Here is a 26511-nt window from a genome sequence, read left to right as displayed (position 1 = left end):
GACGCGCCGACTTGCATTGTAGCGTTGTTGCAACTATCAATTTTGCGCAAAGCGAAAACAGATTTTTAATTACTACTTTCAGACCATTAGGCTCCGCCTATGTGTGGATCGCGCCTTGCCGCGGCAGCGGTTCAAAACGTATAATTCGGAGCGTATTCTCCATGAGCAAGCTTACTCAAACCACCCATGTCGAGCTTGGGTCGCGCGTAAAAAAGGCCCTGAAGGATGTCGGGCTCGGGGTGGCATTTATCGGCTTCGCGCTCATGGGGCTTTTCAGGTCCGCCGCAAGGTTCAAAAGACACATTCCCAATTACTCTAACTTCTTAAATGGATATTCCCATGAAACGTGCACTTCTGACGGCTTTGGCCATGATGACCTCCTCTGCCGCAATGGCCGGCTCTTACTGCGAACTGGACGGGTCAGAGATGTTCAGCTGCACCTTTAACGGTGGCGCAAAGGCCGTTGAGGTTTGCGATGCCTTCTGGATGGACGGCGATATGGCCTCCTATGGCTTTTTCCAAACCAGCGGTGAACTCGAGAAGGAAATCATCGTCGACAAAGCCTCCCTGCTTTACAACGAGGGCACGGGCATGGGCACGATGATGAGCGAGTCGGTCACCTTCCAAACCGAAGACGGCTATGGCTACGAGGTATACTGGTGGGCCGAACGGGGCGACGCCGAGGTCGGCGGTGGCCTCACCGTTTATCAGGACGGCAGCGAGATTGCCGACCTGTCCTGCGATGCGGGGTCTGTTCAGCAAAGCCTTGGTGAGTTCATCATGATGATCGACAATGCGCAGGTCTCCCCATGAGACCTTGGGCTGCGGCCGTGATCGCGGGGGGCCTCGGCTCTGCTGCACAGGCGCAGGGGGTGTGTTCGGGCGAGGTGGTATTTCAATGCGCCACCAACGCGCCCGAGGCGGAGCGGGAGCAGATCACTGTCTGTCAGTCTGACGTGCGGTTTGAAATGGTGCGGCACCACTTGGCCTCCGGTGAGCTGCGCTATGACGTTCCTCTGACCGCCGATGGGGCGCTGACCCACTACACTTTTGGCTGGCTCGACGAGGAAACGATCAAGGTCGAACTGGGATTTTGGGACGAACCCTACGCCATGCCGCGCATTCTTCATATGGCGGTGCCGTGGAACGAAGAGGAGGACGAACAGCGGCTTGATCTTCCTGCCGAAGCCTGGTTGCAAACCGCTGATTGGCAGATGCCGATTGAACAGGAACTGTGCCTGCCGCAAACCGTCTACGCCGACCTCGCCACGATGGAGCTCGGGTTTGTGGATCGCGGGCCAGTGGGCTTGTTTTTCTCGGGTGATGAAATCGTGCCGACCCCAGAGACAGTCGGTCGCGCACGCGTGCAGACCGATACAACGGTGTCTGTCTACCAGTGGAGCAGCCCCAATGCCGCAACACCCGTGTGGTGGCAGCTATATGACGGTGACGAAGTTGAGGTGCTGGCCGTGCATGGCGCTTTCGGCGCGGTGGCGATCCCGATCGGCGTTAGTGAATGCGTAGTCCGCCCTGAAGACATGGGGCATCCCTACAACGGCCCCTGTGCTACGGGCTGGGTAGATCAGCAGTATCTACAGATGATCCAGTAACGGATCGCCGAAGCTTAGATCTACGACACAGACAAAACACATGACATTTTCAATTATGAGCGCAGTGGGGGGAAGATGCGGAAAACTATGACAATTGCAGCTGTGCTGGCTGCGAGCCAAGCCGCTGCGTTTTGCGACGAAGGCATTCTGGAAACCGATGTGCTTTGTGTGACCGAAGAGGCAGAAGAAATCAAACTCTGCCGCACGGTCCACCCGATGACCGAGATGGAGATTTTGACTCTTAACGTCGATCCGGCGATCTCTAAGGGACCACACAGCGAGGTGGCACGGGATATTCCCTTTGCGATGACACTCGGGACAGGTGGCTACCCTTGGGACAGTTATGGCCTGACTTTCTTCGACGAAGGCGGACACGCCGTGCTCAACCTGCGCCGTGCGATTGATGCCGTGGATAACAGTCACGTTGAAATCTCGCTCGACCTGTTCGGACGCGGGTCCGAACCGCAGCGCACTTTAACCTGTATGGTGCCCGCCCTGCGCGCTGAAATTGACGCTCTGCTGACGACACGCGGCATTGCGCCAAATGGCGCGCGCACCGGCCCTTCCGCAGACAGCCGCCCCTTCTACATCCCGCGCCAAAGACTGCCTGGAGATACGCCTTATGGCGGCTATGCTTGCCGCGAAGTCGGTCTAGTCGAAAGTAAGGAAGGCTCTGACGCGGGTCAAATCGCGCTTTACACCGCCGCCTTTGAGGGCGCCGCGATCATGGGGTATCTCAGCCCCTACGACGCCACGGGAGCCTTCGAATGCTGGAATGAAAACGGTTTCAGCGGCATCGTCTGGCCGGATAGGGACAAGCGCGGCGATGACCTTCCGTGGTCCATGCTCGATTTCGACGCACGTCTTGTCGCCTGCGGCCTGAACGAGGCTAGCTGGCCACCGAATGTTGCCTATGACGGCAAGTGCTCTAGCGCATGGGTGACGTCCGGTTCGGTTGCTGGTTTTGGCGGCTGACGCGGCTTCAACTTTATGGTTCCACCTGCCGATCATGCACTTTGGCACCGCCTTACGCACCTGCAGTGAATGTCGGCAAACCGCCCTTCCTACATGAGGGAGCGCCGACGCGAACGGCCCTAAACCGACCTCCCAAGATAGCCCGGATGCCGCCTTAGCACCTGCAAGCGGACATTGATCCGTGCCAATACTCTTCCAGAGGATGTGACGGGCTGACGTGCAGGTTAGCCAGCGAACGAGGGTGTCAAACTTGCACAATCTGACATCCATGTCGCGAACAGCTATCAATTACCGATGCTGAAAAACGTGCCCCTGTCACGATCACATCAAAGTCCCAAGCGTGACCCATCTGGAAAGGCAGGTCCAAGCCGTTCTTCGTGCTGTCCACCACCAGAATGCTCTTCTTCCCACAGCCGGCAATGGCCTTGCGGGCGGACATTTCGTCGGCGTTGTAATCCAGTACCTCGCCCTCTTCGGAAAGGCCGCCGCAGCTGAACACCGCATAATCAACCCGATACCGTGAGAAGAAATTGAGCGCTGACGTGCCGATCATATCCAAATCGCGCATTCTTACGGTTCCGCCTGCCAGTTCGACAGCAACGCCAGGGGCTTGTTGCAGGGCGCAGACAGCGTGAATGCTGTTTGACGCGACGAAAAGGTCTTTATGCGAAGCCAAGAACCGCGCGCAGGCTTCTACCGTTGTGCCGGTGCCCAAGGCCACCCGTGCGCCATCGGGAATGAGACCCTTTACTGCTAATGCGATGCGCTGCTTTTCCTGTCGCGCGATGCCTTCGCGGGGCAGATAGCCGATGTTCTCACTCTGCTGACGCAGCCGGGCATAGCCGTTGCGGCGCTGGACAAGTCCCGCTTCGTCAAGATCGCGCAGGTCGGCTCGTATGGTTTGTACCGAAACCGAAAGCTCGGACGAAAGCTCGGCTGCCGACAGCGTTTCGCGCTTGGAGAGTAGGGCAATAATCTCGTCTCTTCTCTGGGTAATATCCCGTCGCACGGTCATTTCCTTCGAAAAATAATGATTTTTTCTAATAGGTTAGGAAATGAACTCAGGCCCCGCAATATAAATAAAAGTTTCAAAGAACCGTTACAAAACGGTCAGAAAACTCAGGGATAAGGCTCTCGTGAACTGCTTTCGTTCGAAAGTAAAAACCCTAGGAGAGTTCCATGAAATCCTTCGTTACATCCACCGCTTTCGCGCTTTTGGCCAGCACGACCATGGCCGATACGATCACCCTCTACACATCGCAGCCGAATGCGGATGCGCAGAGGACCGTGGACGCATTTATGGCTGCCAACCCTGGCACCGAAGTTGATTGGGTCCGCGACGGCACAACCAAACTTATGGCCCGCCTGCGCGCCGAGATCGAAGCGGGCAACCCGCAGCCCGATGTCCTGCTGATCGCCGATACTGTGACGCTGGAGGGCATGGCGCAAGAGGGTCTGTTGACCGCCTATCAATCGCCCGAAGCCGGTGACTATGACGCGGCGCTGCATTCTGCCGAAGGCTATTACCACTCGACCAAATTGATCACCACCGGGATCGTTTACAACACAGGTGTCGAGACCGCGCCGACCGCGTGGACCGACCTCTCGGACGAAGCCATCAAAGGGCAAATCGCGATGCCCTCTCCGCTTTATTCCGGTGCCGCGCTAATCCACCTTGCCACGCTGACCGGCGATGAGACTTTGGGCTGGGAGTATTACGAGAACCTCGCCGCAAATGAGGCCCGCGCGCAGGGTGGCAACGGCGGCACCTTCAAAGCCGTGGCTTCGGGTGAGAAGCCTTATGGGATGGTCGTCGACTTTCTGGCGATCCGCAACAAGGCTGAAGGCTCCCCGGTTGATTTCGTCTTTCCCGAAGAGGGCGTTTCCTATGTGACCGAGCCGGTGGCGATCATGTCTTCTGCCAAGAACGTCGAAGGTGCCGAGAAATTCGTCGACTTCCTGCTCAGCACTGAAGGCCAAGAATTGGTTCTGGACATGGGTTATATCCCTGCTCGTGACGGCATGGGCGTACCCGAAGGGTTCCCCGCCCGCGAAGACATCAAACTGATGGCCTTCGATCCTGCCGAGGCCCTCGCAAATGCCGACACCAACAAGGCCAAATTCGCAGAGCTTTTCGGCGCTGAATGATGAGTGCCGCACAACAAACTGGAGGCAGCCGGACCGAGGCCCGGCTGCTCTCTGCCATTCTGATTGTCGCCATCTGTCTGACGCTTGCGCCGGTCCTGCGCCTTTTTGTCGAGGGTGTCACCGATCAAGGCAGCCCCAGTCTGACCCTTATGCGCGATGTACTGGCGCAACCCTCAACTCTAAGCGCGCTTAAGCATTCGCTGGTCACGGCGGGTTTTGGCACTTTGGTGTCGCTGGTGCTTGGCGCGGCCTTTGCCTTTTTGGTGGCGCTGACAGACCTGCGGGCCAAGGCGGCTTTGGTCTTTTGCCTGATGATCCCGATGATGATCCCGCCGCAGATCACCGCACTATCATGGACCCAGATCATGGGGCCGTCTTCGGTTTTGCTAAAGACATTGGGCATTGCCCCCCCGCTTGGCGCGCCCCAGCCACTTTACTCGCCCGAGGGCATCATCCTGTTGCTGGGCATCCAGCATATGTCGATCATCTTCCTGACCCTTCGCGCGGGCCTGCGATCCATCCCGCAAGATGTGGTAGAGGCCGCCCGGATCAGCGGTGCCAGAGGGCTGCGCACATGGTGGCAGGTCGTCATGCCCCTGACCTTGCCCAGTCTCGCGGCGGGCACGGCAATTACCTTTGTCACCGCGCTTGGCAATTTTGGCATTCCCGCGATGTTGGGTATTCCTGCAGGCTATGCGACGCTGCCGACGCTGGTCTATCAAAAGCTGGCCGGCATGGGCACGACCGTTCTGGCCGAGGTTTCAGTTCTGGCCATGCTGATCGGGGCGGTCGCCGTGGCGGGCATCTTATTGCAGCGCCTGTGTCAATCGCGCCAGAAGTTGCATCTTGTGGGCAGCACCTCGCGGCCGCTGGCCCTGCCCTTGAGGGCGGCCCGTTTGCCGGTTGAAATCGTGCTCTGGGCCGTGGTCTTTGCCATCCTCGTCCTGCCGATGTGCGGCCTTTTGGCCACGTCACTCGTGCCTGCCTATGGCGTGACCCTGCGCTTTGATACTGTGACGCTTGCATCTTGGTACGAGGTATTGTTCCGCCAACCTGTCACTTCGCGTGCCTTTGCCAACTCCTTTGGACTGGCCGCAGGCGCCTCTGCGGTTTTGGCAGCAATCTGCCTGCCTCTTGCCTGGCTGATGGAGCGACGCAAAACGTGGCTCGCGCGGCTGTTCGACAGCCTGCTCGATCTGCCCTACGCCCTGCCGGGTGTTGTCCTGTCGATCGCGATGATCCTGCTGCTGATCAAGCTGCCTTTCACCGAAGCCACGCTTTATGGCACCATTTGGATCATCTTTCTGGCCTATCTCGCGCGGTTCTTCGCGGTGATGTTCCGCCCGGTTCAGGCAAGCCTGAAACAGTTCGATCCTGCCATGGATGAGGCCGCGCAATCGGTTGGTGCCTCGCTCTACAGGCGGCTACGCGATGTGATCTTTCCGCTTTCGGCCCCAGCGGCAGCGGCGGGGGCGATCCTTGTGTTTCTCACCGCGTTCAACGAGCTCACGGTTTCCGCGCTCTTGTGGTCCTCGGGCACCGAGACATTAGGCGTGGTGATTTTCAACCTCGATGACAGTGGCGAAACCGGCATGGCCAGCGCCTTGGCAATGACCATCGTCTTTGTGGTCATCGTCCTCATGTCGCTGATCCAGTTGTTTTCCCGCCGCTTTCCAAAAGGAGTTGTCCCATGGCAGACATAAACCTGTCTTCGGTCAGCAAGACATTCGCAGGCACCCCTGCCCTACAAGACATCACAACCCGGTTCGACGACGGCGAATTTATCGCACTTTTGGGGCCGTCGGGCTGTGGCAAGACCACCCTTCTGCGCATCTTGGCGGGGTTCGAGACGCCCAGCAGCGGTCAACTCCGCATTGGCAGCCGCGAAATGGCCAATGCTCAATCAGGGGTGAACCTGCCGCCCGAAGAGCGCAACATCGGGTTTGTGTTTCAATCCTACGCGCTTTGGCCGCATATGTCGGTGCGGCGCAACGTGTCCTACCCGCTTGAAATCCGCAGGTTCTCCAAGTCCGAGGTAGCAAAACACACCGATGCGGCCCTCGCCTCGACGGGGCTTGAGAATTACGCTGATCGCATGCCCTCTGACCTTTCGGGCGGACAACGGCAACGGGTGGCTTTGGCACGCTGCCTTGTCTCTGATCCCTGTGCCGTGCTGCTGGATGAGCCTTTGGCCAACCTTGATGTGGCGTTGCGGGCCACGATGCAGGGCGTCTTTACCGATTTTCACAAGCGCACCGGGGCCACAATGGTCTATGTCACTCATGACCAGGCCGAAGCCATGGCGATGGCCGATCGGATCGCCGTGATGGATCAGGGCCGCATTCAGCAGTTCGACACACCGCAAACCCTCTATGAACGGCCTAAAAACCGCTTTGTTGCTGAATTCGTCGGGCGCGGCACCGTGGTGCCGGTGCAAGAGGTCACGCAGGCCGGAGAGGCCCGTCAGGCGCGGATACTGGGCGCCGAAGTTGCGGTTCAGTCCGCAAGGGCTGAGACGCGGGTCAGCCATGTCTGCCTGCGCCCCGAAAACCTGACCATCTCGGAGAGTGGCGATCTGCGCAGCAAGGTCGCGCGGGTCACCTATATGGGCGGCAAATACCTGTTGGAAACAGTCACCGACTGCGGCGCGCGCCTGTTTGCAGAAACCCGCGCCCGCTTTGACGTCGGCGCACAACTGGGCCTGACAATCACCACCCCTTGGGCCTTTTCAGAGGATTAAATGCAAAGCATACGACTACTTTCCGGCATCGGGGACAAAGGCCCCGCGTGCATGCAATTGACCGTGGATAATCGGATATGGCTGCTTGATTGCGGTTTCGGCCCTGAGGCCAACGCGCATTTCGATCCCGCGTGGCTTGAAGGGGCCGAGGCGGTGTTCATCACCCATGATCACATCGACCATATCGGCGGCGCGTCGCATGCGGTTGAAGCGGGTCTGCCCATCTATGCCACGGCGCAAACGGCCAAAGCCCTGCCGCCCGCGGCCAATGTGCATCTGCTGCCCGAACAGGGTCAGACGGCGATCAACGGCGTGACCCTCACCACCGGGCGCAATGGCCATGCGATGGGCGGCGTCTGGTTCCACTTCGATCTGGGCGAAGGGCTGTTCTATTCTGGCGACTGGTCGGAGGAATCCGACTGGTTCACTTTTGATGCGCCACCCCCTGCGGCGACCGCGATTTTGGACTGCTCTTATCACCTTGATGATGTGCCACAGTCGGATCGGTTCGACGCGCTGAATGCCTTACTCGACAGGGTCGACGGTCAAGTGCTTTTGCCCGTCCCCCCCTCTGGCCGCGCGGGCGAGATGGCGCTGCATCTTGTGCGGCGCTACGGCTGCGAAAGCGTGATGTTGGACCCTGAATGCCAAGATACGCTGCGCGCTGCACTCAGCAGCGGTGGCGTCAGTGCCGAGGCCCGCCTCATCGCCCCGCTGTTGGACCGCGGCCCGATGGAGCAGGCGCGGTTCTTGATCTGCGACACACCCAACGCCGACGGCGGTGCCGCTTGGGGCTATGTGCGGGCTTGGCATGAAAGCGGGCGTCTGGGGCGTGACGCGCATGTCGTGTTCACAGGCCATATGACGGCACACGCACGGGGCATCTGCAGCGTCCCGGGCGGATATTTTCAGCGTTGGAACGTCCACCCACCGCTGCGCGATCAGCGCAAGATGCTGGAACGCCTGGGTGCAAAACGCTTTGCGCCCGCGTTTTGCACCCAGCCCGAAGATTACCTCGTCGAAGGGCTCGACGCCGAGGTATTCTTTCACGATCGGGTGCGCCTATGACCGCCGCAGCTTTGCCATCGCGCAGCTTTTGCCTGATCCGCCACGGCGAGACGACCGCCAATGCAGACGAGATCATCGCCGGGGTAACCGATGTGCCGCTGACCGAGGCGGGCCGCGATCAGGCCTGCTTGCTATCACAAAGAATATGGCCAGAACCGATTGCGATCTACGCCAGTCCGATGTCACGGGCGCAGGATACGGCGCGGCTCGCCTTTCCGGGTCAGCGAATTGAGTTGCACGACGGGTTGCGTGAGCGAGACTGGGGCGTCTTCGAAGGGCGACCGCTGAGCGATCAGCCCCTCAGGGAAGCCACTCCGGACCGAGGCGAAAGCTGGCACGATATGCTCAAGCGGGTACAGATCGCGATAAGGGGGATTTGCGCAGCGTCTCCGACGGCCTTGCCGGTCCTTGTATGTCACTCCGGTGTCATTCGCGCCGCACGCGTGCTCTGGACGACGGGTGATGTTGGCCAACGTCCGCCCAATGCGACACCCCTCTTATTCGAAATCGCCGAGAATAAACTACTGGAGCAAACCCTATGACCCAAACCGCAGCGACCCCATGTGTGGTTTTCGATGTCGACGGCACCCTTGCTGAGTTCGACGCAGAGCGTCTGGGCCATCTTGTGCATGGCGTGGAAAAGCACTGGGGTGACTTCCACCTCGCAATGGCAGATGCCGCACTGATTGGCCCGGTCGCAAAGTTGATGCGACGGTTAAAAGAAAGCGGTGAAACCATTCTAATTTGCTCCGGACGGCCAAAGGGCTGGGCTGAACATACGATTGCATGGCTGCGCAAACACGATCTGCCTTTCGACGGGATATACCTGCGCGCCGAAGATCAGGATGAAGCCACCGATCCCGAAGTGAAACGACGCGCATTGAAAGAAATGCAGGCGGATGGCTTCAAGCCTTGGTTGGTGATCGATGATCGTAGCTCTGTGGTCGAGGCATGGCGCGCTGAAGGATTGATATGTCTGCAATGCGCTCCGGGGGACTTTTAGAGTTAGGTCAAAAGACGCTACTCAATTGGCCTTCGTTTTCAACGGACTTCGAGTAGGTTCTTGCAATTTGGTCGACACTAGAGCGAGACCTGCTGAATGACCTGTCGCTATGCTAATGCTCTTGCTTGACGCAACGAACGATTGCTGTCTGACCATCAGGTGCATTGGCGCTTTACGGCCCAATCCGGCCCTTGCCGATGTAGTCAAGCGATGTGTTGCAGCTTCACCAGACCGGCCATTCGTCTATGGTGCAGCACTTTCTGATGGTCGGGGGCGGGCGTGATCGAACGAGCCCATCGGACATCCGCATAGCGTCGAGCTTGGCCGATCCCGACCCGCGCCGTAGACTGCCGCGCATGGGATATGTGACGTCACTCTTTGCTCGCAAGATTGTCGCCGCGGCAGGCGATGGCATCGACGCCAGTGAGATGCTGTCCTCGGTCGGGATCGACCCGGAGAGCGCTTGGGACACCGGGCAGATGATCCCGGCCGAACGCTACTACAACATGCTTGAGCGCATGGCCGCGCAGATCGATGTCACCGATCTGCCCATGCGCGCCAGCGCGTCCATGCGGCTCGACGAATACGGCGCGCTGTGGCCCGCCTTCAAGGCGGCGACAACGCTCGGCGCATCCTACGCGCGGATCGAGCGCTATGCCCGGCTCTGGACCAGCATGGTCGAGTATGAACTGCGCCAGGCGAAGGGCGGCACGCTCTTCATCCTGCACCGGGCGGGCGACAGACGCCTTGGGATGCGGCTGTCGAACGAAGCAACGCTTGCGAGCGCCGTGTCGATCGCCCGGCAGGTCAGCCCGGAGCCGGTCTTGCCCGAGATAGTGCTGGTGCGACATGCCGCCCGCAATCCGTCGCCGCGCACGAGAATTGGTTCGGCTGCCCGGTCCGGTTCGGCGCGGATCTCGACGCGATCCTCTACGCAAACGAAACGCTGGATCGGTCGAACGTCCTCGGTGACGAGGGGATCTCTCGCTATCTCATTTCGCATCTCGATGTGAAGCTATCCCGGATTTCGAACGCGCCCGATCTGGTGAGCCGCTCGAAGGATGCCATCGCCCAGGCGCTGAGCGAGGGCACACCGAAGATGGCCGAGATCGCGCGGGGTCTTGGCTTTTCCGCGCGCTCCTTCCAGCGCCGCCTCTCCGAGCACGGGATGAGCTACCACGCCCTGACCGACGAGACGCGGCGCGATCTAGCCGAAGGGCTCCTACGGGACGAGCGCCATTCGCTGGCAGAGATCGCCTTTCTGACGGGCTTTTCCGAGCAGAGCGCCTTCACCCGCGCCTTCAAGCGCTGGATGGGGACGACGCCGGCGAGCTACCGCAAGGATCGCCTTCTACCCTGAGCCGCTCTTGGCGCTGCTGCTCTTCGGGCTGACGGCGCTGCCCCAGGCCCAGCCCGTATGACGAGAAGTGGAAGACAATATGGCCGATCAACCGACCCTGCGCCTGCTCTGCGGCTGGATCGCCTCAGGCAAGTCCACGCTGGCGACTGAGCTTGGTCACGGTCCAAGGACGGTGGTGATCCGCGAAGACGACTGGCTCCAGGCGCTCTACGGTGCGGAGTTAACGTCGATGCGCAACTACATTCGCAGGGCCGGCCAGGTTCGCGCGGTCGTCGGGCCGCATGTCACGGACCTGCTGACAGTGGGTGTCTCAGTGGTCCTCGACTTCCAGGCGAACACCGTCGAGGCGCGAGGCTGGCTGCGCGGCCTCTTCATGGGGACGAATGCCGCGCATGTGCTTCACCTGCTCGATGTGCCGGAAGAGGTCTGCCTCGAGCGGCTCAGTGCGCGGAACAAGGAGGGCCTGCATCCCTTCGCTGTGACCGAGGACCAGTTCCGGCAGGTCTCGCGCCATTTCGTCCCACCAGCGCCGGAAGAGGGTTTCGTGATCGAGGTCCATTTTCGTAATCGAGGTCCATCCGGCCCCGGCCCGGTAAGCGTCCGGGGCCAGTGCCCCAAGGGTCAGGCGGCGACCCGCTTGCCGAGCGTTTCCCGGCGGACCCGCAGGAGCGCTACGCTGACGGCCACGAACCAGGCGATGGCGCCAAGACCGAAGACGGCACCAATAATATCGCCAAGCGGCGGCAGGATGGTCAATGAGCGTTCAAAACTGACCCTGGTTCAGCGTTTGATTTTGACCCGCCTATCGGATGGCAAGCCCCCAGGCGGGCCGCCCTCATATAGCGAGTCCGTCTGGGGGCTTTGCTTGCGGCATGTTTATTTTTCTGTGCGACTTTTGCTCTGTGCGAAGCGGTAGGATCTATTACCGGTCTCGATGATGGCGCAGTGGTGCGTGACGCGATCCAACAGCGCGGTTGTCATTTTGGCATCGCCGAAGACAGCGACCCATTCCCCGAACTCCAGGTTGGTGGTGATGATGACGCTGGTTTTTTCGTAGAGCTTGCTGATCAGGTGGAACAGCAGTGCGCCGCCGGATTTCGGGAACGGGATATAGCCCAACTCGTCGATGATAACGCAATCCAGGGCCGACAGTTGCCGGATGACCTTCCCGGCATTGCCATCGGCCTGCTCCTTGATCAGGGCATTGATCAGATCGACCGCGTTTAAGAAGCGAGCCTTCTTGCCATTGTTGATCAAGGCGGTTCCAAGCGCGATGGCGATATGGGTTTTTCCCGTCCCGGTTCCGCCCACCAGGATGAGGTTGTGTGCCTCTTCGGTGAACTGGCCCGAGCAGAACGGTTCGATCTGGGTCTGAGTGACGGCGGCCGCACCGTAATCGAAGGTGGCGAAGTCCTTGTGATGGGGGAACTTCGCGATGCGCATTTGATACTGGATGGAGCGCACCCGCCGCTCTACAGTCTCCGCGTCGATCAGTTGCTTTATCGCTGTGGTCAGACTTGGTGGCTTGCGCGCGGACAGCAAATCATGGGCGCAAGCTGCCATTCCGTGCAGCCTCAGGGCGGTGGGTTGGTCGATGAGGGCATTCATGCCGCGACCGCCCCGGCTGCACACAGCGTCTCATAGCGCTTGCAATCGGCCTCGGGCCGAAGGGTCAGCTGCGGATAGGTATAGGCGTCGCTGAGCGGCGTGATGACCGGCTCCACCAACTGGTTGATCAGATTGATGATGGCGGGCGGGCGCAGCGTGCTTTGTTCCACTGCCAATTCGCAAGCCGTCTCAACCACCTCGATCCCGTGATCCTGGGCCAGAAGAAGCAGATCGACAAACTCCCGATCCCCACCTTTGCCGACCATGTAGCGCTCCCTGATCCGATGCATGGCATCGGGCAGTTGCCAGTCCACGAAGGGTGCCCCGTTGCGCAAGGCACCTGGCTTGCGATCCAGCAGCGGCACGTAATGCCACGGCTCAAAGTAGCTGACGTTGCGGGTGAAACGACGCTTGTGCTCGGCGATGACATCCTGGCCCGACACCAGCACGATCCGGCCTGCATAGGCGCGCAGCGACACATGTTGCCCCGCGAATCGGGACGGCACGCTGTAGCGATTGCTGGCATATTGAACTAGGCAGGTGGAGCGAACCCGAACGGTCTTTTCCACGTATCCGTCAAATGCCCGCCCCAGGGGGCGCAGATCGGCGCGTTCGTCTTCGAACAACTGTGCAATCGTGCGATCCGATTGCTCGGGATGGAGCCGGTTTGCCAATTCCTCACAGCGTAGCCGCAACCAATTGTTCAGCGCATCCAGATCATTAAAGGCTGGCATGGGAACAAACAAACGGCCTCGTAAAAACTGGACCTGGTTCTCGACCTGACCCTTCTCCCAACCCGACGCGGGGGTGCAGGCCACCGGCTCCATGACATAGTGGTTCATCAACGCTAGGAACCGCGGATGGAACACTCGGTCCTTCGAGCGTGAGACATAGGTCACCATCGTTTTGGGATTGTCGATGATCACCCGACGCGGAACCCCGCTGTAAAAGGACAGCGCCCGCACAAAGGCATCCAGCACCATTTCCTGGCTCTCGCCGGGATAGGCGGCGACAAAGGGCTTGCGGCTGTGGCAAAGCCGGAAGTGGGCAACCTTCACCTTCTGCTCGACACCGCCCAGGACAACCCGTTCCTCGCTCCAGTCAAATTGCAGCGCGTCACCTGCCGCAAAATGCAGCGGGATAAAAGCCTCGCCCGAACTGGCACCGGCCCGCTTCAGATCGCGGACAAATCGCTGAACCGGCGAATAGGAACCGGTATACCCTTCCGACACAAGCTGCTCATAAAGCCGCACAGCCGTCCGCCGCTCCCAGCGCGGCCGCTTCTGATCCTGATCGAACAGATCTTGAAGCCGAAGATCAAACCCGTTGCACAGTTTGTGGCGAACCGGCGGGACCTGGCGCTGGTAGCTCGGCGGGCTCTCATCCTTCAGATACTTCTTGATCGTGTTGCGCGATAATCCCGTCGCCCGCGCAACAGACCGGATGCTGCGCCCTTCAACCAGCACCCACAGACGGATCTTCGATACACTTTCCATCAATAACACCTGCTCTTTCCTCCGCACTTCCTGTGCGGATGTTAACGAAAACAGGTGGGTCAATTTTACTCGCTCATAACCCACCTAAGTGGGTCAATTTCGCATGCCAATTCACATTCTCTGGATCATGCGCGTTGTCTGTCAGGGCCTGGGAATCCGCCAGCAGAAGGAATTGTTCATCGCTGTCCTGGTAGCGCAGCCGGTTTGAAAGTGAGCCTGCATAGTGCCCGATGTGAAGTGGCCCCGTCGTGCGATCGCCTGTCAGGATGGTTGGTCTGTTCATTTTGCGTGTTCTCATGAATTGAGAGGCAGCGCGTCGGGAAGCTTGGAAAACAAAAGGCCGCCCGTGCGGCGGCCTCGGAATAGGTTTAGTGATCCGGCCACCCTATCAGGAGGCCAGCCACCAAATCATTGCGATGGTCGTAGTGTTTTCCATATGACGGCAGATATCGTCGACACGATCATGCGTCAATCGAATGGTAGAAAGAGTTTGATCAAACGTTTCGCTGCAGAAGTAATGAAAGTCCGCTCAGTCCTGTGAGCCGGCGTTAACGCAGCGCGCAGCGAATGACGGATTTCTGCCCTCTATCCCCAAGTTCTCACATCCGCAGAGAAAACAGAGCGCCTGCAGCGAACGGCAGAACGGTTCCACTCAACTATTCCAACCAGAGTATCGCCGATGCGTAGGTGAGCAAAACCGCACAGGCCGCGCCGGCGCAGAAAAATGTTGCGCGCATCGCGATTTCCCGGCCGAGTTCCTGCTCTAAGCCTCAGACGAGCCTCCCCCAGCCATTGCCCTCGACGGCATCGAGCCCCATCCGGTGCGGCGATCAATTTTGGAAACTAAGCTCAAACCTTTGAGCGCCCAACTCTGCTACTAAAGCGCTAAAAACCTCGGAAATGGCCTGTAAGCTACTGAAGCAAAACGAGAAAAAGAATGTACTACCGATCCATCATGGGTGCCACGCTCAGGCGCGCGGCGCGGTAAACCTCGGCGTGGGTGAGTTTTTGGTCGCGCATGCGGCGGGCGCCGTCTTTGGGTCACGGCCTTCTGCATGGCTTTGCGGGGGGTGGCGCAAGCTGTTCTTATGCCGCTGCCGCCCCCGCGCGGGATATCGCGAAGGGCGGCTGGCCGCGTCACACCGCCGTCGCCGTTTCCGTCTGTGCCAGAATGCCCAAACGCGTGAAAACCCGTTCGAGGTCGCGGTCACCGAAAGGTTTCTGCACAACGGCGCAGCGGCCCAGAGCCTCGGCAGCGGGCACTTCCGCTTGGCCGGTGGCAAAGATGATCGGCATATCGGGATGCGTTGCCCGGACCCGGGTCGCCACCTCTTCGCCTGAGATATCTGGCAGGCCCACGTCGATCAGCAACACGTCGTACGCGCCAGCTTGCAGCCTGTCCAAGGTTTCCTGCCCCGACGCGGTTTCCGTGACTTCGGTGCCAAGCCCGCTGAGGATATCCGCCAGATCGAGCCGGATGAGCGCGTCGTCTTCGCACAGCAGCACATGACGGGGCCGGTCGGGCAGCTCCTGCGCCGGGGTCTCGGTCTTGGTCGAGGTGACCGGGGCCGAAGACAGCGCATCGCGCACCTTGATCGCCAAAGCGTCTTTGGTGAAGGGTTTGGCAAGGAACTGCACCCCGGCGTCGACCCGGCCATCGCGTACGATCGCATCGCGCGAATAGCCGGAGATAAAGAGGATCGGCAGATCGGGCCGCTCGGCCTGAAGGGTTTCAGCCATCTCGCGGCTGCTGAACTTGCCGGGCATGACGACATCCGATATAACAAGGTCGAAGTCCGGCGCTTGCCGCGCTGATTTGAGCGCCGCGGTGGGGTTTTCTGCGGTGCGCACGCTATAGCCCAAGTCTGTCAGCAAGGCGGCGGTGGCGTCGCGCACCTCGGCGTCGTCTTCGACGAGCAGCACGGTCTCACTCCCGCCTGCGATCTCCGATGGGTCATGCCACTGCAAAGGCTCCGCCGCCGTCTCGGCCCGTGGCAACAGCAACGTCACCGTCGTGCCCGCGCCGGGACGGCTGGCGATGGTCACTCGACCGCCCGATTGCCGCGCGAAGCCATAGACGGTGGATAGGCCCAGCCCAGTGCCCTTGCCCACGGGTTTGGTGGTAAAGAAAGGGTCAAAGACCTTGGCCAGCGTCTCGGCAGGGATGCCGGGCCCGTGGTCGCTGATTTTGACCTCGACGTAGTCGCCCGCCACCATGTCAGGCTCACCAAAAAGTTCCTCGGGGCCGACGTGCCGGTTTTCGACAGCGATCCTCAGCTTGCCGCGCCCCTCCATCGCGTCGCGCGAATTGATCACAAGGTTCAGCACCGCGTTCTGGGTGCTGGCGGCATCGGCATAGGCGGGCCAGAGGGCCTCGGGCGTGTCGATCTGGACCTCCATCCCCTCGCCCAAGGCGCTGCGCATGATGTCGTCGATATCCCGCAGCAGATCGCGCAGGTCGATCGAGCGGGGCTGCAACGGTTGGCGGCGGCTGAAGGCGAGCAGTTGCGAAGAGAGCGAGGCACCGCGCTCCACCGCGCGCATCGCCGCATCGATCCGCACCCGCGCAGGCGAATCTGGGGCGATCTCGCGCGCGGCCATGGTCAGACTGCCGGTCATCACCTGCAACAAATTGTTGAAGTCATGGGCGATGCCCCCGGCAAGATTGCCCACCGCCTCGACCCGCTGGCTCTGCGCCAATCGGTCATGCAACTCTTCCAGCTCGCGGTTGCGTTTCTCGACACGCTCTTCCAACGTCGTGTTCAGATCGGCCAACTGGCGCGACAGTTCTTTTTGTTCGTGAATGTCGGAATTCGTGCCGACCCACCGCATCAAAGCGCCTTGGTCGTCCCGGATTGGTGCGCCGCGCACCAGATGCCAGCAATAGGCCCCATCGGCCCGCCGCAGACGAAACTCGGTCGCATAGACCGTACCGGTCTCCACCGCATGGGCCCAAGTCGCGATCGCCTCCGCGCGGTCATCGGGGTGAATGATCGTCGGCCAAGCGTCGCCCACCAGACTGCCCGGTTCCGCGCCCGAAAAGGCGTAGACCTGATCGCTGATCCAATCGAGACGCCCATCGGCGGTGGCGGTCCAGACATGAACCGGCATGGTATGGGCCATGGTGCGGAACCGTTCCTCGGCCTCGCGCAGCCGGGTTTCGGCAAGCTTATGGGCGGTCACGTCATTGCCTTGGATCATGATGCCGATGGTCTCGCCATGGACGTTGTCGAGCGGTTGGAACACGAAATCCACCACGACACGTTCCGCCGGACCCTCGGCGCTGCGGCGCACCCATGCCTCGGCCCCATGTTGGCTGACGGCCTCTCCGGTCCGGTAAACCTCGTCGAGCATTTCGAAGAAGCCTTGGCCCGCGATCTCGGGCAGCGCCTCGCGGACGGGTTTGCCGATGAGATCCCTTTGGCCCACCAGTTGCATATAGGCGGCGTTGACCGTGCGGAAGACGTGGTTCGGCCCCATGAGGGTGACCATGAAGTTCGGTGCCTGTTCGAAGATCATCTTGAAAAGATTGATCCCGGTATCAAGCTCAAGGTTCTGCTGGGTCACCTGATGGGCGCGGCGCAGCACGGCGGCTTGAGCCGGGTTTGGGCGCGCGTCATCTGGCGTTTCGGCGGCGTATATCTCGGTGATGTCCTGCGTGTGCTGCAGAAGGAACTCGACCTCCCCCTCCGGGCTCAAGATCGGCGTATGGGTCGCACTCCAATAGCGGTCTTCGGTCGTGCCGTCGGCCGTGTCGATCGGATAAGGAATGACCGGCAGGTGATCGGTGGTGCCGTCGCGAAACACCCGCTCGAAAGACGCCCGCAACATCCGCCCCGACTCGCTTTCGGGGTCCGAGGGGAACTCTTCGAACAGGACTTTCCCGATAAGCCGTTCCAACTGGCGGTCCGTGACCTGCAGATAGGCGTCATTGGCCCAGACCACCCGAAGCTCACTGTCCAACAATACAAAAGGCGACGGCGCAGCTTGGAGGATTCTTTCAAAGTGGTGGTTCATCTTGGGGGTCTTCTATCCAATGGAAAGTGCTGATCGACAGGCCGAAGGGCGCGAGGACGCCCGCAGCTGACAAGCGGTGCCCGCCACGCGGGGGCGGATTTAGAATGCGGGTCTACATGTTATCCTATCTCGGAACTGTCGGGTTTGGGCAATGGCGCCGCTGCGTTTTAAACGCGTTTCGGGCATAGTTAGCGCGCAATCTGCCGGGGGCCAGAAATTCACGCATATTTTGCATGGCCTTGCACTCCGCGCTGAGTTTGCGATGAATGGGGTGGCAGCGATGGGCCGCCCCGGCTGGCCGCGCAGCCGATCGACCATTGCCCTCTGCCTATTGAACCCCCGCCCTTTGCCAAAGCCATTCAGGACCCCCGCATGACATTCCGCTTCATCCACGCGTCCGACCTGCATATCGGGCGCAAATTCGCGAATATTCCGCAAGCGCCTGACGGCAATATCCGGGGGCGTCTGATGGAAGCGCGGCATGGCGCCATTGCCAAACTGGCTCAGGCCGCGCGGGAACACGGGGCGGCGCATGTGCTCTTGGCGGGCGATACATTCGACACCGCGACGCCCTCGGCCAGCGTGCTGCGGCAGGCGCTCACCGCCATGGGCGAGGCGGTGGAGGTGACGTGGTGGCTCCTGCCCGGCAACCACGACAACCTGCGCGATGCCGAACCCCTGTGGGAGGTCATCGCCCGCGATGCGCCGCCCAATCTGCGCGCCCTCACCGAAGCCGCCCCGATCGAAATGGCCGAGGGTGTCAGCCTCCTGCCCTGCCCCATCGCCTTTCGCGCGGGCGCCAGTGACCCAAGCGCCCCGCTGGACCGCATGCACAGCCCCGAAGGCCATATGCGCATCGGCCTTGCCCATGGCGGGGTGACCGATTTTACTGACAGCGGAGAGGCCATCGCGCCGGACCGGGACCAGCGCGCGCGGCTCGACTACCTCGCCCTTGGCGATTGGCACGGGCGGATGGCCGTCTCTGACCGGGTGCACTACTGCGGCACGCCCGAGCAGGACCGGTTCAAACACGGGCGCCGTGGCGTCTGCCTTGCGGTCGAGCTCGCAGGCTCCGGCGCGCGGCCCAAGGTCGAAGAGGCCGAGATCGGCAGTTTCCTGTGGTCTGAGGCCGAGGTCACGCTGCATCCCCGGCAAGATGTCGCGGCGGCCTTGCAGGCGCTCTTGCCCGAGGCAGGGCGCAGGGACCACCTCTTGCGCGTCAAGGCGGGGGGCTGGGCAAGCCTTCCCGATCGCGCAGCCCTTGCCCACGCGGCCCAAGCCTGCGCGCCCGATTTAGCCCATTTCGAATTGCTGACTGAGGGGCTGGGCACGCAGTATGAGGCCGCGGACCTTGATGAGATCGACCGCGGCGGCGCGCTGCGTATGGCGGCGGAAACCTTGGTGAGCGAGGCGCAGTCCGAGACCCTTCCTCAATCCGACCGTGACGTGGCCGCCGATGCGCTCGCCCGGCTTCATGCCTATGTGCAGGGGGCGAAAACATGAAAATCCGCGCCATCACCCTCAACAACGTCCGCCGTTTCACCGACCCCGCGCAGGTCACCGGGATCGGCGATGGGATCAACGTGCTGAGCGAGCCGAATGAACACGGCAAATCCACCCTCTTCGATGCGATACAAGCGCTGTTCTTCAAACCCTTCGGTTCGCGCGACAAAGAGGTATCGGCCCTGCGCCCCCATGCGGGCGGCGCGCCCGAGGTCACCATCGAGGTCGAGACCGAGGCGGGCAGTTTTGCCTTGCACAAACGCTGGTTTCAAAAGCCCCTCGCCACCGTGCACCGCGAGGGCAAGCTGATCGCGCAGGCGGATGAGGCCGAAGCATGGATCGCGCAGCTTTTGGGCGGCGATGCGGGCGGCCCCTCGGGCCTGATCTGGGTGCGGCAGGGGATGACCGCGCTGACCGGCGGCTCGACCAAGGAAGAGAAACTGGCGCTGGAGGCGCGGCGCGATCTGATGACCTCGGTCGGGGCCGAGGTGGAGGCGATGACCGGCGGGCGGCGCATGGACAAGGCGCTGGCGCAATGCCGCGAGGAGCTTGCCCAATACGCCACCAGCACCGGACGCCCCCGCACCGGCGGGCCGTGGAAAGAGGCGCAGGATCAGGTCGAGGCGCTGATGGCCACCCGCGATCAATTGGCCGCGACCGCACGCGCGTTGCAAGACGCTTTGGCCGAACGCCAGCGCGCGCGGCGCGCCTTGGCCGAGCTTGAAGCGCCCGAGGTCGTCGCCGAACGGCGCGAGAAACTGGAAGCCGCCCGCGCCGCCCATGCCGCCGCGACCCGCCACGCGGAAGAGATGGAAGCGCTGAGCCGGGCCGTGGAACTGGCCCGTCTCAACGCCGAAAGCGCCACTTCGCGTCTCGACAGCTACCGCGCGGGAGAGGCCGAGCAAAAGGCCGCCGGCCGCGCCGAGGCCGCAGCACGCGAAGCGGCGGAAGCGGCCCGCGCCGCCCTGTCAGACCGCCGCGCCACGTTGGAGGCCGCAGAGGCCGCCGCCTCGGAGGCCCGAACGGCGCTCAAGACCGCCGAGGATGACCACCGCTACGCCCTCCGCGCCCGTGCGGCCAGCGATGGTGCTGACCGACGCCAAGCGCTCGAAGAACGTATCAAAGAGGCCGAAGACGCCCGCCGACGGATGGAGAGCGCAGCTGCCGCCGCCGAATCCGGCCCAGACGCCGCGGCGCTGCAACGGTTGGAAAGGCTATCCGCCGAACTCTCTGCCAGCCGCGCCGCCCGCGATGCCGCGGCCCCGCAGGTGACAGTCCGCTACGCCCCCAATCAATCGGGCGCCATCCACGGCGATGACGGCCCCTTGGCCGATGGCGCCCCCCTGCCCCTGCCACGCCGCACCACCCTGCGGATCGACGGGATCGGCGATCTGGAGATCGAGCCGGGCGCGGGCGGCGGTGAGGACGGCTCGGTCGACGCCGCCGTGACCCGGTTGCAAACCGCCCTTGACGAGATCGGCGCGGCCGATCTGCCGCAGGCCCGCACCGCCGGGGCTGCCCGTGCCGAGGCCGCCGCGCGGCAGGGAGAGGCGAAAGCTGTGCTGGCCAGCCTCGCCCCCGATGGGATCGACGCGCTGCACCAAGCCCTCGCCGCCATTCCTGCGCCGGAAGAGGTCTCGGGCGCGCCGGATCTCGCGCAGGCCGAAGACGCGCTGCAAACCGCGCAGACCGTACATGAGCGCTGCCGCATCGCGCGTGAGACCGCCGCCGAGGCGCTAGCCGATGCCAAGGCCGATGCCGCGGGCAAAGAGGCGCAGCTTGCCTCGCTCAGCGACCGGCTGCAGCGCGCCGAGGCACAGCAGGCCAAGCTGGGCAATGTCACAGAAAAAGACCTCGCCGCCCAAACCGTCACCACCGCTGCCGCGCTGGAGGCCGCCCGCCTCGCCCATGCAGAGAAGGCCAAAGACGCGCCGGATGCGGCCAGCCTTCAAGCCGCGCTCACCCGCGCGGAATCGGTCGAGGCGCAGGCCCGAGAAGAGATCGCCCGCCTGCACCCCCTGCTCGCCCGGCTGAGCGAACGCATCACCCGCGCCTCTGGCGACGCGATGGAGGAACGGCTGGCCGAGACCGAAGACCAATTGCAAGCCGCCGAAGCGGCCCTTGCCCGGATCGCCCATGAGGTCGCGGTGCTGACCCGGCTGCAAGAGGCTTTGCAGGATGCAAGGAACGAGGCGCGAGAGCGCTATTTCACCCCCATCGTCAAGGAACTGAAACCGCTGCTGCAACTGCTTTGGCCCGATGCGGAACTGACATGGGGCGAGGAATCGCTCCTGCCCCATGCGCTGATCCGCGAGGGCCGGGAAGAGCCGATCGAGGTGCTTTCGGGCGGCACGCAGGAACAGGTGGCCCTGCTGGTGCGGCTGGCCTTCGCGCGGATGCTCGCCCGGGCGGGGCGTATCGCGCCGGTAATCTTGGACGACGCGCTGGTCTTTACCGATGACGACCGGATCGAGCGGATGTTCGACGCGCTGCACCGGCAGGCAGGGGATATGCAAATCATCGTCCTGACCTGCCGCCAACGCGCCTTTCGCGCCCTTGGCGGGCAGGCTTTGCGTCTGCAAGCGGTGCCCCCCTAGCGCCGAATGAACTTTTCCCCCCGTTCGGCGTTAGCCTCCTGACGTATGCGCAGGGCATCTGGGGGGAAGACATTGAACGATATCGCCGCGATCAGACGGCTGCTGGAGGTGCTGGTTCTGATCGCCCTCTTCGTGACGGCCTATTTTGCCAAGGACCTGCTGCTGCCGATCCTGCTGGGCTTCCTCCTTGCGCTGACGCTCAGCCCGCTGATCCGCTCTTTCGAGAAATTCGGCATCTCCGCCCCATTGGGTGCCGTGCTGCTGATTGGCTGTGTCGGACTGATCATCTTTGTGCTGGCTGGCCTGTCGGCGGGCACCGTGGCGACTTGGTCTGACGAAATTCCCACCATGGGCAATGAGATACGGCGCAAGCTGCAGGGCTGGGCGCAGACGGTCGAGGATGTCCGCTCGGCCACTGAACAGGTCGAACAGATCGGCACCGAGAATGGCAGCGGGAGGCCCGAAGAGGTGGTGGTCAAACAGCCCGGCTTGCTGGACAACGCTATGAATACCGGCGCGCGGATCGGGGGCACCGTGGCGGTGGCTTTGGTCTTGGCGCTGTTTCTGCTGGCCTCGGGCGATCTGTTCTACCTCAAACTCGTGCAGTCCTTTCAGACCTTCACCGGCAAGAAACGCGCCTTGAAAGCGGTCTATGACGTGGAGCGCCGCGTGTCGCGCTACCTGCTGACCATCACCATCATCAACGCAGGCCTGGGCATCTCGGTGGGGCTCTACCTCTTCGCGCTTGGGCTGCCCGTGCCTTACGTCTGGGGCTTGGCGGCGTTCTTGCTGAACTTCCTGCCCTATATCGGCGGGGTGATCGGTGCGGTGCTGGTGGGGGCCTATGCCATCGCGACCTTCGACAGTGTCGGCTATGCCATCCTTGCCCCGCTTGGCTATCAGATCCTCACCGGGATCGAGGGGCAGTTCATCACCCCCTACCTCGTCGGGCGGCGGTTGGAGTTGAACACGGTGGCCGTGTTCCTCACCGTGGTCTTTTGGGGCTGGCTTTGGGGGATCGCGGGCGCGCTGGTGGCGGTGCCCTTCCTCGTGGTTTTCAAGGTGATCTGCGAGAACGTGACCGCACTCAACATGATCGGGCATTTTCTGGACAAATCCGCTCCCGATGTGGCGGCAACCGCGGCGGATGAACCCGCCGCGGAAAAGCGCGGTGGCTAGGGCCGCTTATCCCGCGAGGGACGGCAGCCAGAGCACGATCTGCGGGAAGGCGACCAGAAGGCCGATTGTGACCGCGTCGGCGATGAAGAAGGGCATCACGCCGCGGAAAACGTCCTGCACGCTGAGGTCGGGGCGCACGCCCGCGACGACAAAGCAGTTCAGGCCGATGGGCGGGGTGATCAGACAGAACTCCGCCATTTTCACCACCAGAATCCCGAACCAGATCGCGCACATCGGACCCGACATGCCAAAGGCACTGTCGGCGGCCGAGACCATCTCGCCCCCGTTAAGCGCCATGACCGCCGGATAGACCACCGGCAGCGTCAGCAGCAGCATCCCGATGGCGTCCATGAACATCCCCAGCACGGCATAGGCCAAGAGGATGCAGATCAGGATCAGCATCGGCGAGGTTTCGAGCGAGGAAATCCAGTCGGCGAAGGCACCGGGCAGATCGGCGAAGCCGAGGAAACGCACATAGATCAGCACGCCCCAGATGATGGTAAAGATCATCACGGTCAGCTTCGCGGTCTCCAGCAGCGCGTCCTTCAACTCGGCCAGCCGCATGCCACGGAAGACGGCCATGCAGAAGACGATAAAGGCGCCCACGGCCCCGCCCTCAGTCGGGGTGCCCCAAGCGTCGCCGAAGGGGTTGTAGACGAAAAAGATGATGATCACGACCACGGCAACAATCGGCATCGCAGCGGGGAGCGAGGCAAAACGCTCGCCCCATGTAAAGCCGCGCACCGGCGGGCCGACGCTTTTCCAGATCATCGCGATGCCGATGATCAGCACCGCATAGACCACCGCTGAGAAGGCACCGGGCACGAAGCCCGCCAGCAACAGCTTGCCCACGTCCTGCTCCACGATGATGGCATAGATCACAAGGATCGCCGAGGGCGGGATCAATGAGGCCAACGTGCCCCCTGCCGCCACGACACCGGCTGCGAATTGCTTGTTATAGCCGATCTTGAGCATTTCGGGGATGGCGATACGGGCAAAGACCGCCGCCGTCGCGACCGACGCGCCAGACACTGCCGCAAAGCCCGCCGTGGCGAAAACGGTCGAGACCGCCAAACCGCCCGGCACCCAAGCGAACCAACGTTTCGCCGCTTCAAAGATCGCCTTGGTCAGGCCCGCGTAATAGGCGAGAAAGCCGATCAGAATGAAGGTCGGGATAAGCGAGAGGGTCTGGCTCGATACCTTCGAGTGCGGCACTTGGCCCGCGGTCTTGATCGCCACGGTCAGCGCCCAGCCAAGCTGGTCCCACTCCATGCCCTTCTTGGCCCAGAAAATCCAGATCAGGCCGACAAGCCCAGCCATGGCCGCGGCAAAGGCCACCCGCATGCCAAGCACCACCATGACGAGCATACCGCCCGAGACCCAAAGGCCGATTTCAATAGGATCCATCAGTCACGTCCATCCAGTTGTTCGGCCTCGGCCATTGCTTGTTCCGCCGCCGATTGCACCAGCGGCACGGCCACGGGGCGTTCCAGCCCCAGCACCAAGGCTCGGCCATAGCCCCAAATTTGCAGGCAGAGCCGCAGAGAGATCACGACGAAAGCCAGCGGCACCACCAGTTTGCTGGGCCAGATCGGCAGGCCGATGTCGATCGAACTGTCGCGGCTCCACATCGGGGCGTTCATGTCAAAGCTGCGGTCGAAATGCGCCCAAGCGCCCCATGTCAGCGCCAGCATCAGCAAAAGGATCAGCACCACCGACAGCAGTTCCGCCGCCCAAAGCGCGCGGCCCTTGAGCTGGCCGATCAGGATGTCCATGCGCACATGGCCGCCCATGCGTTGGGTATAGGCGATGCCCATGATGGCGATGAAAGGCATCGCCGCTTCGATCCAGTCGACATAGCCCGCCAGCGGCGTGGAAAAGAACTTGCGCCCTCCCACGGACCAGACGGCCAGTATCATCAGTGAGAAAACGGCAAGCCCCGAGATCAGGGCAAAGAAGGTTTCCAGCTTCAGCAGGCCCCGGTCGAGGCGGCTGAGGAGGCTGCTGTCCTCCAGCACGGCGGATGATCCGGCCATCGGCTCTCCTTTTCAGAAAGTCTGTTTGTTGCGTTTTGGAAGTCGAAAGGGCCGCGCGGTCAATCCGCACGGCCCTCACAGTCATGCCCGGCTGGGCTTAGTTCGAGGCACGCTCTTTTTCCAGCGTCTCCATCACGAGGTCATAGAGTTCCTGACCCGGGATGCCCTGCGCTTCCATGTTCTCGATCCATGCTTCGCGCGCGGGATCGGCCGCTTTCTCTTTGAACTCGGCGATGACTTCGGGAGAATACTCAACCTTCTCCACGCCTTTCTCTTCGAGAACGGAATCCCATTTCTCCAGGAGTTCCGCATAGTTGGCGAGGTAGTGATCCAGCGCCTCATCGACCGAGCTGTCGAGCGCTTCGCGCTCTTCGTCGCTCAGCATCTCATAGGCGTCGATGTTCACCACAACGGGGCAGTTCACGGTGCCGGGGTTGAGGTTCGCGGTCCACCAGTCGGCCTTGTTGATGGTGCCAAAGGACAGATGCGCGTGCTGGGCGAAGGCCACGGTGTCAACGACACCCGATTCCATCGCGTTATAGGCTTCGGTCGCGGTCACGGATGTGGGCACGGCGCCGACAGCTTCAAAGGCTTTGCCCAGACCGCCGGTGGCGCGGACGCGCATGCCGTCGAAATCTTCCAGCGTGGTGCGCGGATCGCCGGTGCCGACAAGGTTGTACTGCGGCATGGGCGAGGTCATCAGCATTTTCGCGTTCCACTGCGCCATCTCCTTGGCGACGGCGGGGTGGTCATAGACCGCTTTGGAAACCGCGACTTCCTCTTCAAGGTTGCTCACCCCCAGAAACGGCAGTTCCAGCACGGTGATCGCGCGGTTCTTATCGGCGTGGTAGCCGGCGCAGAACTGGGCCATCTCGAAAGCGCCGATGGAGATACCATCGAGGTTTTCGCGGTTCTTGGACAGGCCGCCGTAGCTGACGTTGATGGTGAATTCGCCGTCGGTCTTCTCAGAAACCAGTTCGGCAATCTTTTCCACATGTTCGGTGAAGGCGCGGCGCTTGCCCCAGACCGAGGCGTTCCATTCGGTCGCGGCAGCTTCGCTTACAAACGCGACAGTCAGCGCACAGGCGGCGGCACCGCTGAGCAGATTTTTCATGATGGCTCTCTCCCATAGTTGCCGCCCTTGGGTGGGCGGATTGGCGCACAGGCTACC

23 protein-coding genes are annotated in these 26511 nt (G+C 61.8%); 15 read left to right on the top strand and 8 right to left on the bottom strand.

Going from position 1 to position 26511, the window contains the following annotated elements; translation table 11 throughout:
• The first annotated feature begins 339 nt into the window (after window positions 1–339).
• The 3 genes from ACGYLO_RS13715 (at window position 340) to ACGYLO_RS13705 (ending at window position 2585) form a co-directional block, all read left to right on the top strand.
• On the top strand, window positions 340–813 hold the full coding sequence (locus ACGYLO_RS13715; protein WP_271689646.1) for a hypothetical protein: 474 nt from the start codon (window positions 340–342) through the stop codon (window positions 811–813).
• Window positions 810–1610: a hypothetical protein gene (locus ACGYLO_RS13710; RefSeq protein ID WP_271689645.1), complete on the top strand. Its 801-nt coding sequence runs from the start codon at window positions 810–812 to the stop codon at window positions 1608–1610. Before ACGYLO_RS13715 ends, ACGYLO_RS13710 begins: the two co-directional genes overlap by 4 nt.
• Before the next feature lie 87 nt (window positions 1611–1697).
• Window positions 1698–2585 carry a hypothetical protein gene (locus ACGYLO_RS13705; RefSeq protein ID WP_271689644.1) on the top strand — a complete coding sequence of 296 codons (888 nt, stop codon included), beginning with the start codon at window positions 1698–1700 and terminating at the stop codon, window positions 2583–2585.
• 244 nt (window positions 2586–2829) lie between these two features.
• Here ACGYLO_RS13705 and ACGYLO_RS13700 read toward each other — a convergent pair whose 3' ends face one another.
• On the bottom strand, window positions 2830–3594 hold the full coding sequence (locus ACGYLO_RS13700; protein WP_271689643.1) for a DeoR/GlpR family DNA-binding transcription regulator: 765 nt from the start codon (window positions 3592–3594) through the stop codon (window positions 2830–2832).
• 170 nt (window positions 3595–3764) lie between these two features.
• Here ACGYLO_RS13700 and ACGYLO_RS13695 point away from each other — a divergent pair, with 170 nt between their 5' ends.
• The 9 genes from ACGYLO_RS13695 (at window position 3765) to ACGYLO_RS13655 (ending at window position 11820) form a co-directional block, all read left to right on the top strand.
• Complete coding sequence (locus tag ACGYLO_RS13695; RefSeq protein ID WP_271689642.1) at window positions 3765–4733, top strand: ABC transporter substrate-binding protein; 969 nt, start codon at window positions 3765–3767, stop codon at window positions 4731–4733.
• Window positions 4733–6436 (top strand): iron ABC transporter permease, encoded by a 1704-nt coding sequence (locus ACGYLO_RS13690; RefSeq protein ID WP_271689641.1) that lies wholly within the window; start codon window positions 4733–4735, stop codon window positions 6434–6436. The genes ACGYLO_RS13695 and ACGYLO_RS13690 overlap by 1 nt, the downstream gene beginning before the upstream one ends.
• Window positions 6424–7473, top strand: a complete 1050-nt coding sequence (locus tag ACGYLO_RS13685) for an ABC transporter ATP-binding protein (RefSeq protein ID WP_271689640.1) — start codon at window positions 6424–6426, stop codon at window positions 7471–7473. Before ACGYLO_RS13690 ends, ACGYLO_RS13685 begins: the two co-directional genes overlap by 13 nt.
• Before the next feature lie 51 nt (window positions 7474–7524).
• Window positions 7525–8541 (top strand): MBL fold metallo-hydrolase, encoded by a 1017-nt coding sequence (locus ACGYLO_RS13680; protein WP_271689639.1) that lies wholly within the window; start codon window positions 7525–7527, stop codon window positions 8539–8541.
• Window positions 8538–9083, top strand: a complete 546-nt coding sequence (locus tag ACGYLO_RS13675) for a histidine phosphatase family protein (RefSeq protein WP_271689638.1) — start codon at window positions 8538–8540, stop codon at window positions 9081–9083. The genes ACGYLO_RS13680 and ACGYLO_RS13675 overlap by 4 nt, the downstream gene beginning before the upstream one ends.
• Complete coding sequence (locus ACGYLO_RS13670) at window positions 9080–9544, top strand: HAD family acid phosphatase (RefSeq protein WP_271689637.1); 465 nt, start codon at window positions 9080–9082, stop codon at window positions 9542–9544. Before ACGYLO_RS13675 ends, ACGYLO_RS13670 begins: the two co-directional genes overlap by 4 nt.
• Before the next feature lie 215 nt (window positions 9545–9759).
• Window positions 9760–10557 carry an AraC family transcriptional regulator ligand-binding domain-containing protein gene (locus ACGYLO_RS13665; protein WP_271689636.1) on the top strand — a complete coding sequence of 266 codons (798 nt, stop codon included), beginning with the start codon at window positions 9760–9762 and terminating at the stop codon, window positions 10555–10557.
• The gene (locus ACGYLO_RS13660; RefSeq protein ID WP_271689635.1) at window positions 10554–10904 is read left to right on the top strand and encodes a helix-turn-helix transcriptional regulator; all 351 of its coding nucleotides are present in this window, start codon (window positions 10554–10556) and stop codon (window positions 10902–10904) included. The genes ACGYLO_RS13665 and ACGYLO_RS13660 overlap by 4 nt, the downstream gene beginning before the upstream one ends.
• A gap of 79 nt (window positions 10905–10983) precedes the next feature.
• Window positions 10984–11820 (top strand): ATP-binding protein, encoded by an 837-nt coding sequence (locus ACGYLO_RS13655; RefSeq protein ID WP_331619041.1) that lies wholly within the window; start codon window positions 10984–10986, stop codon window positions 11818–11820.
• Here ACGYLO_RS13655 and istB read toward each other — a convergent pair.
• The 4 genes from istB to ACGYLO_RS13635 form a co-directional block, all read right to left on the bottom strand.
• Window positions 11781–12512 (bottom strand): IS21-like element helper ATPase IstB, encoded by a 732-nt coding sequence (istB, locus tag ACGYLO_RS13650; protein ID WP_394376860.1) that lies wholly within the window; start codon window positions 12510–12512, stop codon window positions 11781–11783. The two genes, ACGYLO_RS13655 and istB, sit on opposite strands and share 40 nt — an antisense overlap.
• Entirely contained in the window at window positions 12509–14071 is a 1563-nt protein-coding gene (gene istA, locus ACGYLO_RS13645) for an IS21 family transposase (protein ID WP_271689633.1), read from the bottom strand. The genes istB and istA overlap by 4 nt, the downstream gene beginning before the upstream one ends.
• A 10-nt stretch (window positions 14072–14081) precedes the next feature.
• Entirely contained in the window at window positions 14082–14291 is a 210-nt protein-coding gene (locus ACGYLO_RS13640; protein ID WP_271689632.1) for a hypothetical protein, read from the bottom strand.
• Between the two features lie 854 nt (window positions 14292–15145).
• Entirely contained in the window at window positions 15146–18025 is a 2880-nt protein-coding gene (locus ACGYLO_RS13635; RefSeq protein ID WP_271689631.1) for a response regulator, read from the bottom strand.
• Window positions 18026–18397: 372 nt separating this feature from the next.
• On the opposite strand from ACGYLO_RS13635, the gene ACGYLO_RS13630 reads away from it, so the two are divergent.
• The 3 genes from ACGYLO_RS13630 to ACGYLO_RS13620 all read left to right on the top strand — a co-directional run bounded on the left by ACGYLO_RS13630 (window position 18398) and on the right by ACGYLO_RS13620 (window position 23304).
• Window positions 18398–19528: a DNA repair exonuclease gene (locus ACGYLO_RS13630; RefSeq protein ID WP_271689630.1), complete on the top strand. Its 1131-nt coding sequence runs from the start codon at window positions 18398–18400 to the stop codon at window positions 19526–19528.
• Entirely contained in the window at window positions 19525–22125 is a 2601-nt protein-coding gene (locus ACGYLO_RS13625) for a chromosome segregation protein SMC (RefSeq protein WP_271689629.1), read from the top strand. The genes ACGYLO_RS13630 and ACGYLO_RS13625 overlap by 4 nt, the downstream gene beginning before the upstream one ends.
• 72 nt (window positions 22126–22197) lie before the next feature.
• Window positions 22198–23304 (top strand): AI-2E family transporter, encoded by a 1107-nt coding sequence (locus ACGYLO_RS13620; protein WP_271689628.1) that lies wholly within the window; start codon window positions 22198–22200, stop codon window positions 23302–23304.
• 6 nt (window positions 23305–23310) lie between these two features.
• On the opposite strand, the gene ACGYLO_RS13615 is transcribed toward ACGYLO_RS13620, so the two are convergent.
• From ACGYLO_RS13615 to ACGYLO_RS13605, 3 genes are all read right to left on the bottom strand, one after another.
• Window positions 23311–24711, bottom strand: coding sequence for a TRAP transporter large permease (locus ACGYLO_RS13615; RefSeq protein ID WP_209218615.1), 1401 nt, complete (start codon window positions 24709–24711; stop codon window positions 23311–23313).
• Window positions 24711–25340: a TRAP transporter small permease subunit gene (locus ACGYLO_RS13610; RefSeq protein WP_067260512.1), complete on the bottom strand. Its 630-nt coding sequence runs from the start codon at window positions 25338–25340 to the stop codon at window positions 24711–24713. Before ACGYLO_RS13610 ends, ACGYLO_RS13615 begins: the two co-directional genes overlap by 1 nt.
• Window positions 25341–25437: 97 nt before the next feature.
• Complete coding sequence (locus ACGYLO_RS13605) at window positions 25438–26454, bottom strand: C4-dicarboxylate TRAP transporter substrate-binding protein (protein WP_271689627.1); 1017 nt, start codon at window positions 26452–26454, stop codon at window positions 25438–25440.
• Window positions 26455–26511: the final 57 nt, after the last annotated feature.

The organism is Sulfitobacter sp. 1A13353 (assembly GCF_043557255.1).
In the GTDB taxonomy this organism is placed as follows: domain Bacteria; phylum Pseudomonadota; class Alphaproteobacteria; order Rhodobacterales; family Rhodobacteraceae; genus Sulfitobacter; species Sulfitobacter faviae.
Note: the sequence above shows the minus strand (reverse complement) of the source record. Positions and strands in the feature narration are given on the sequence as shown.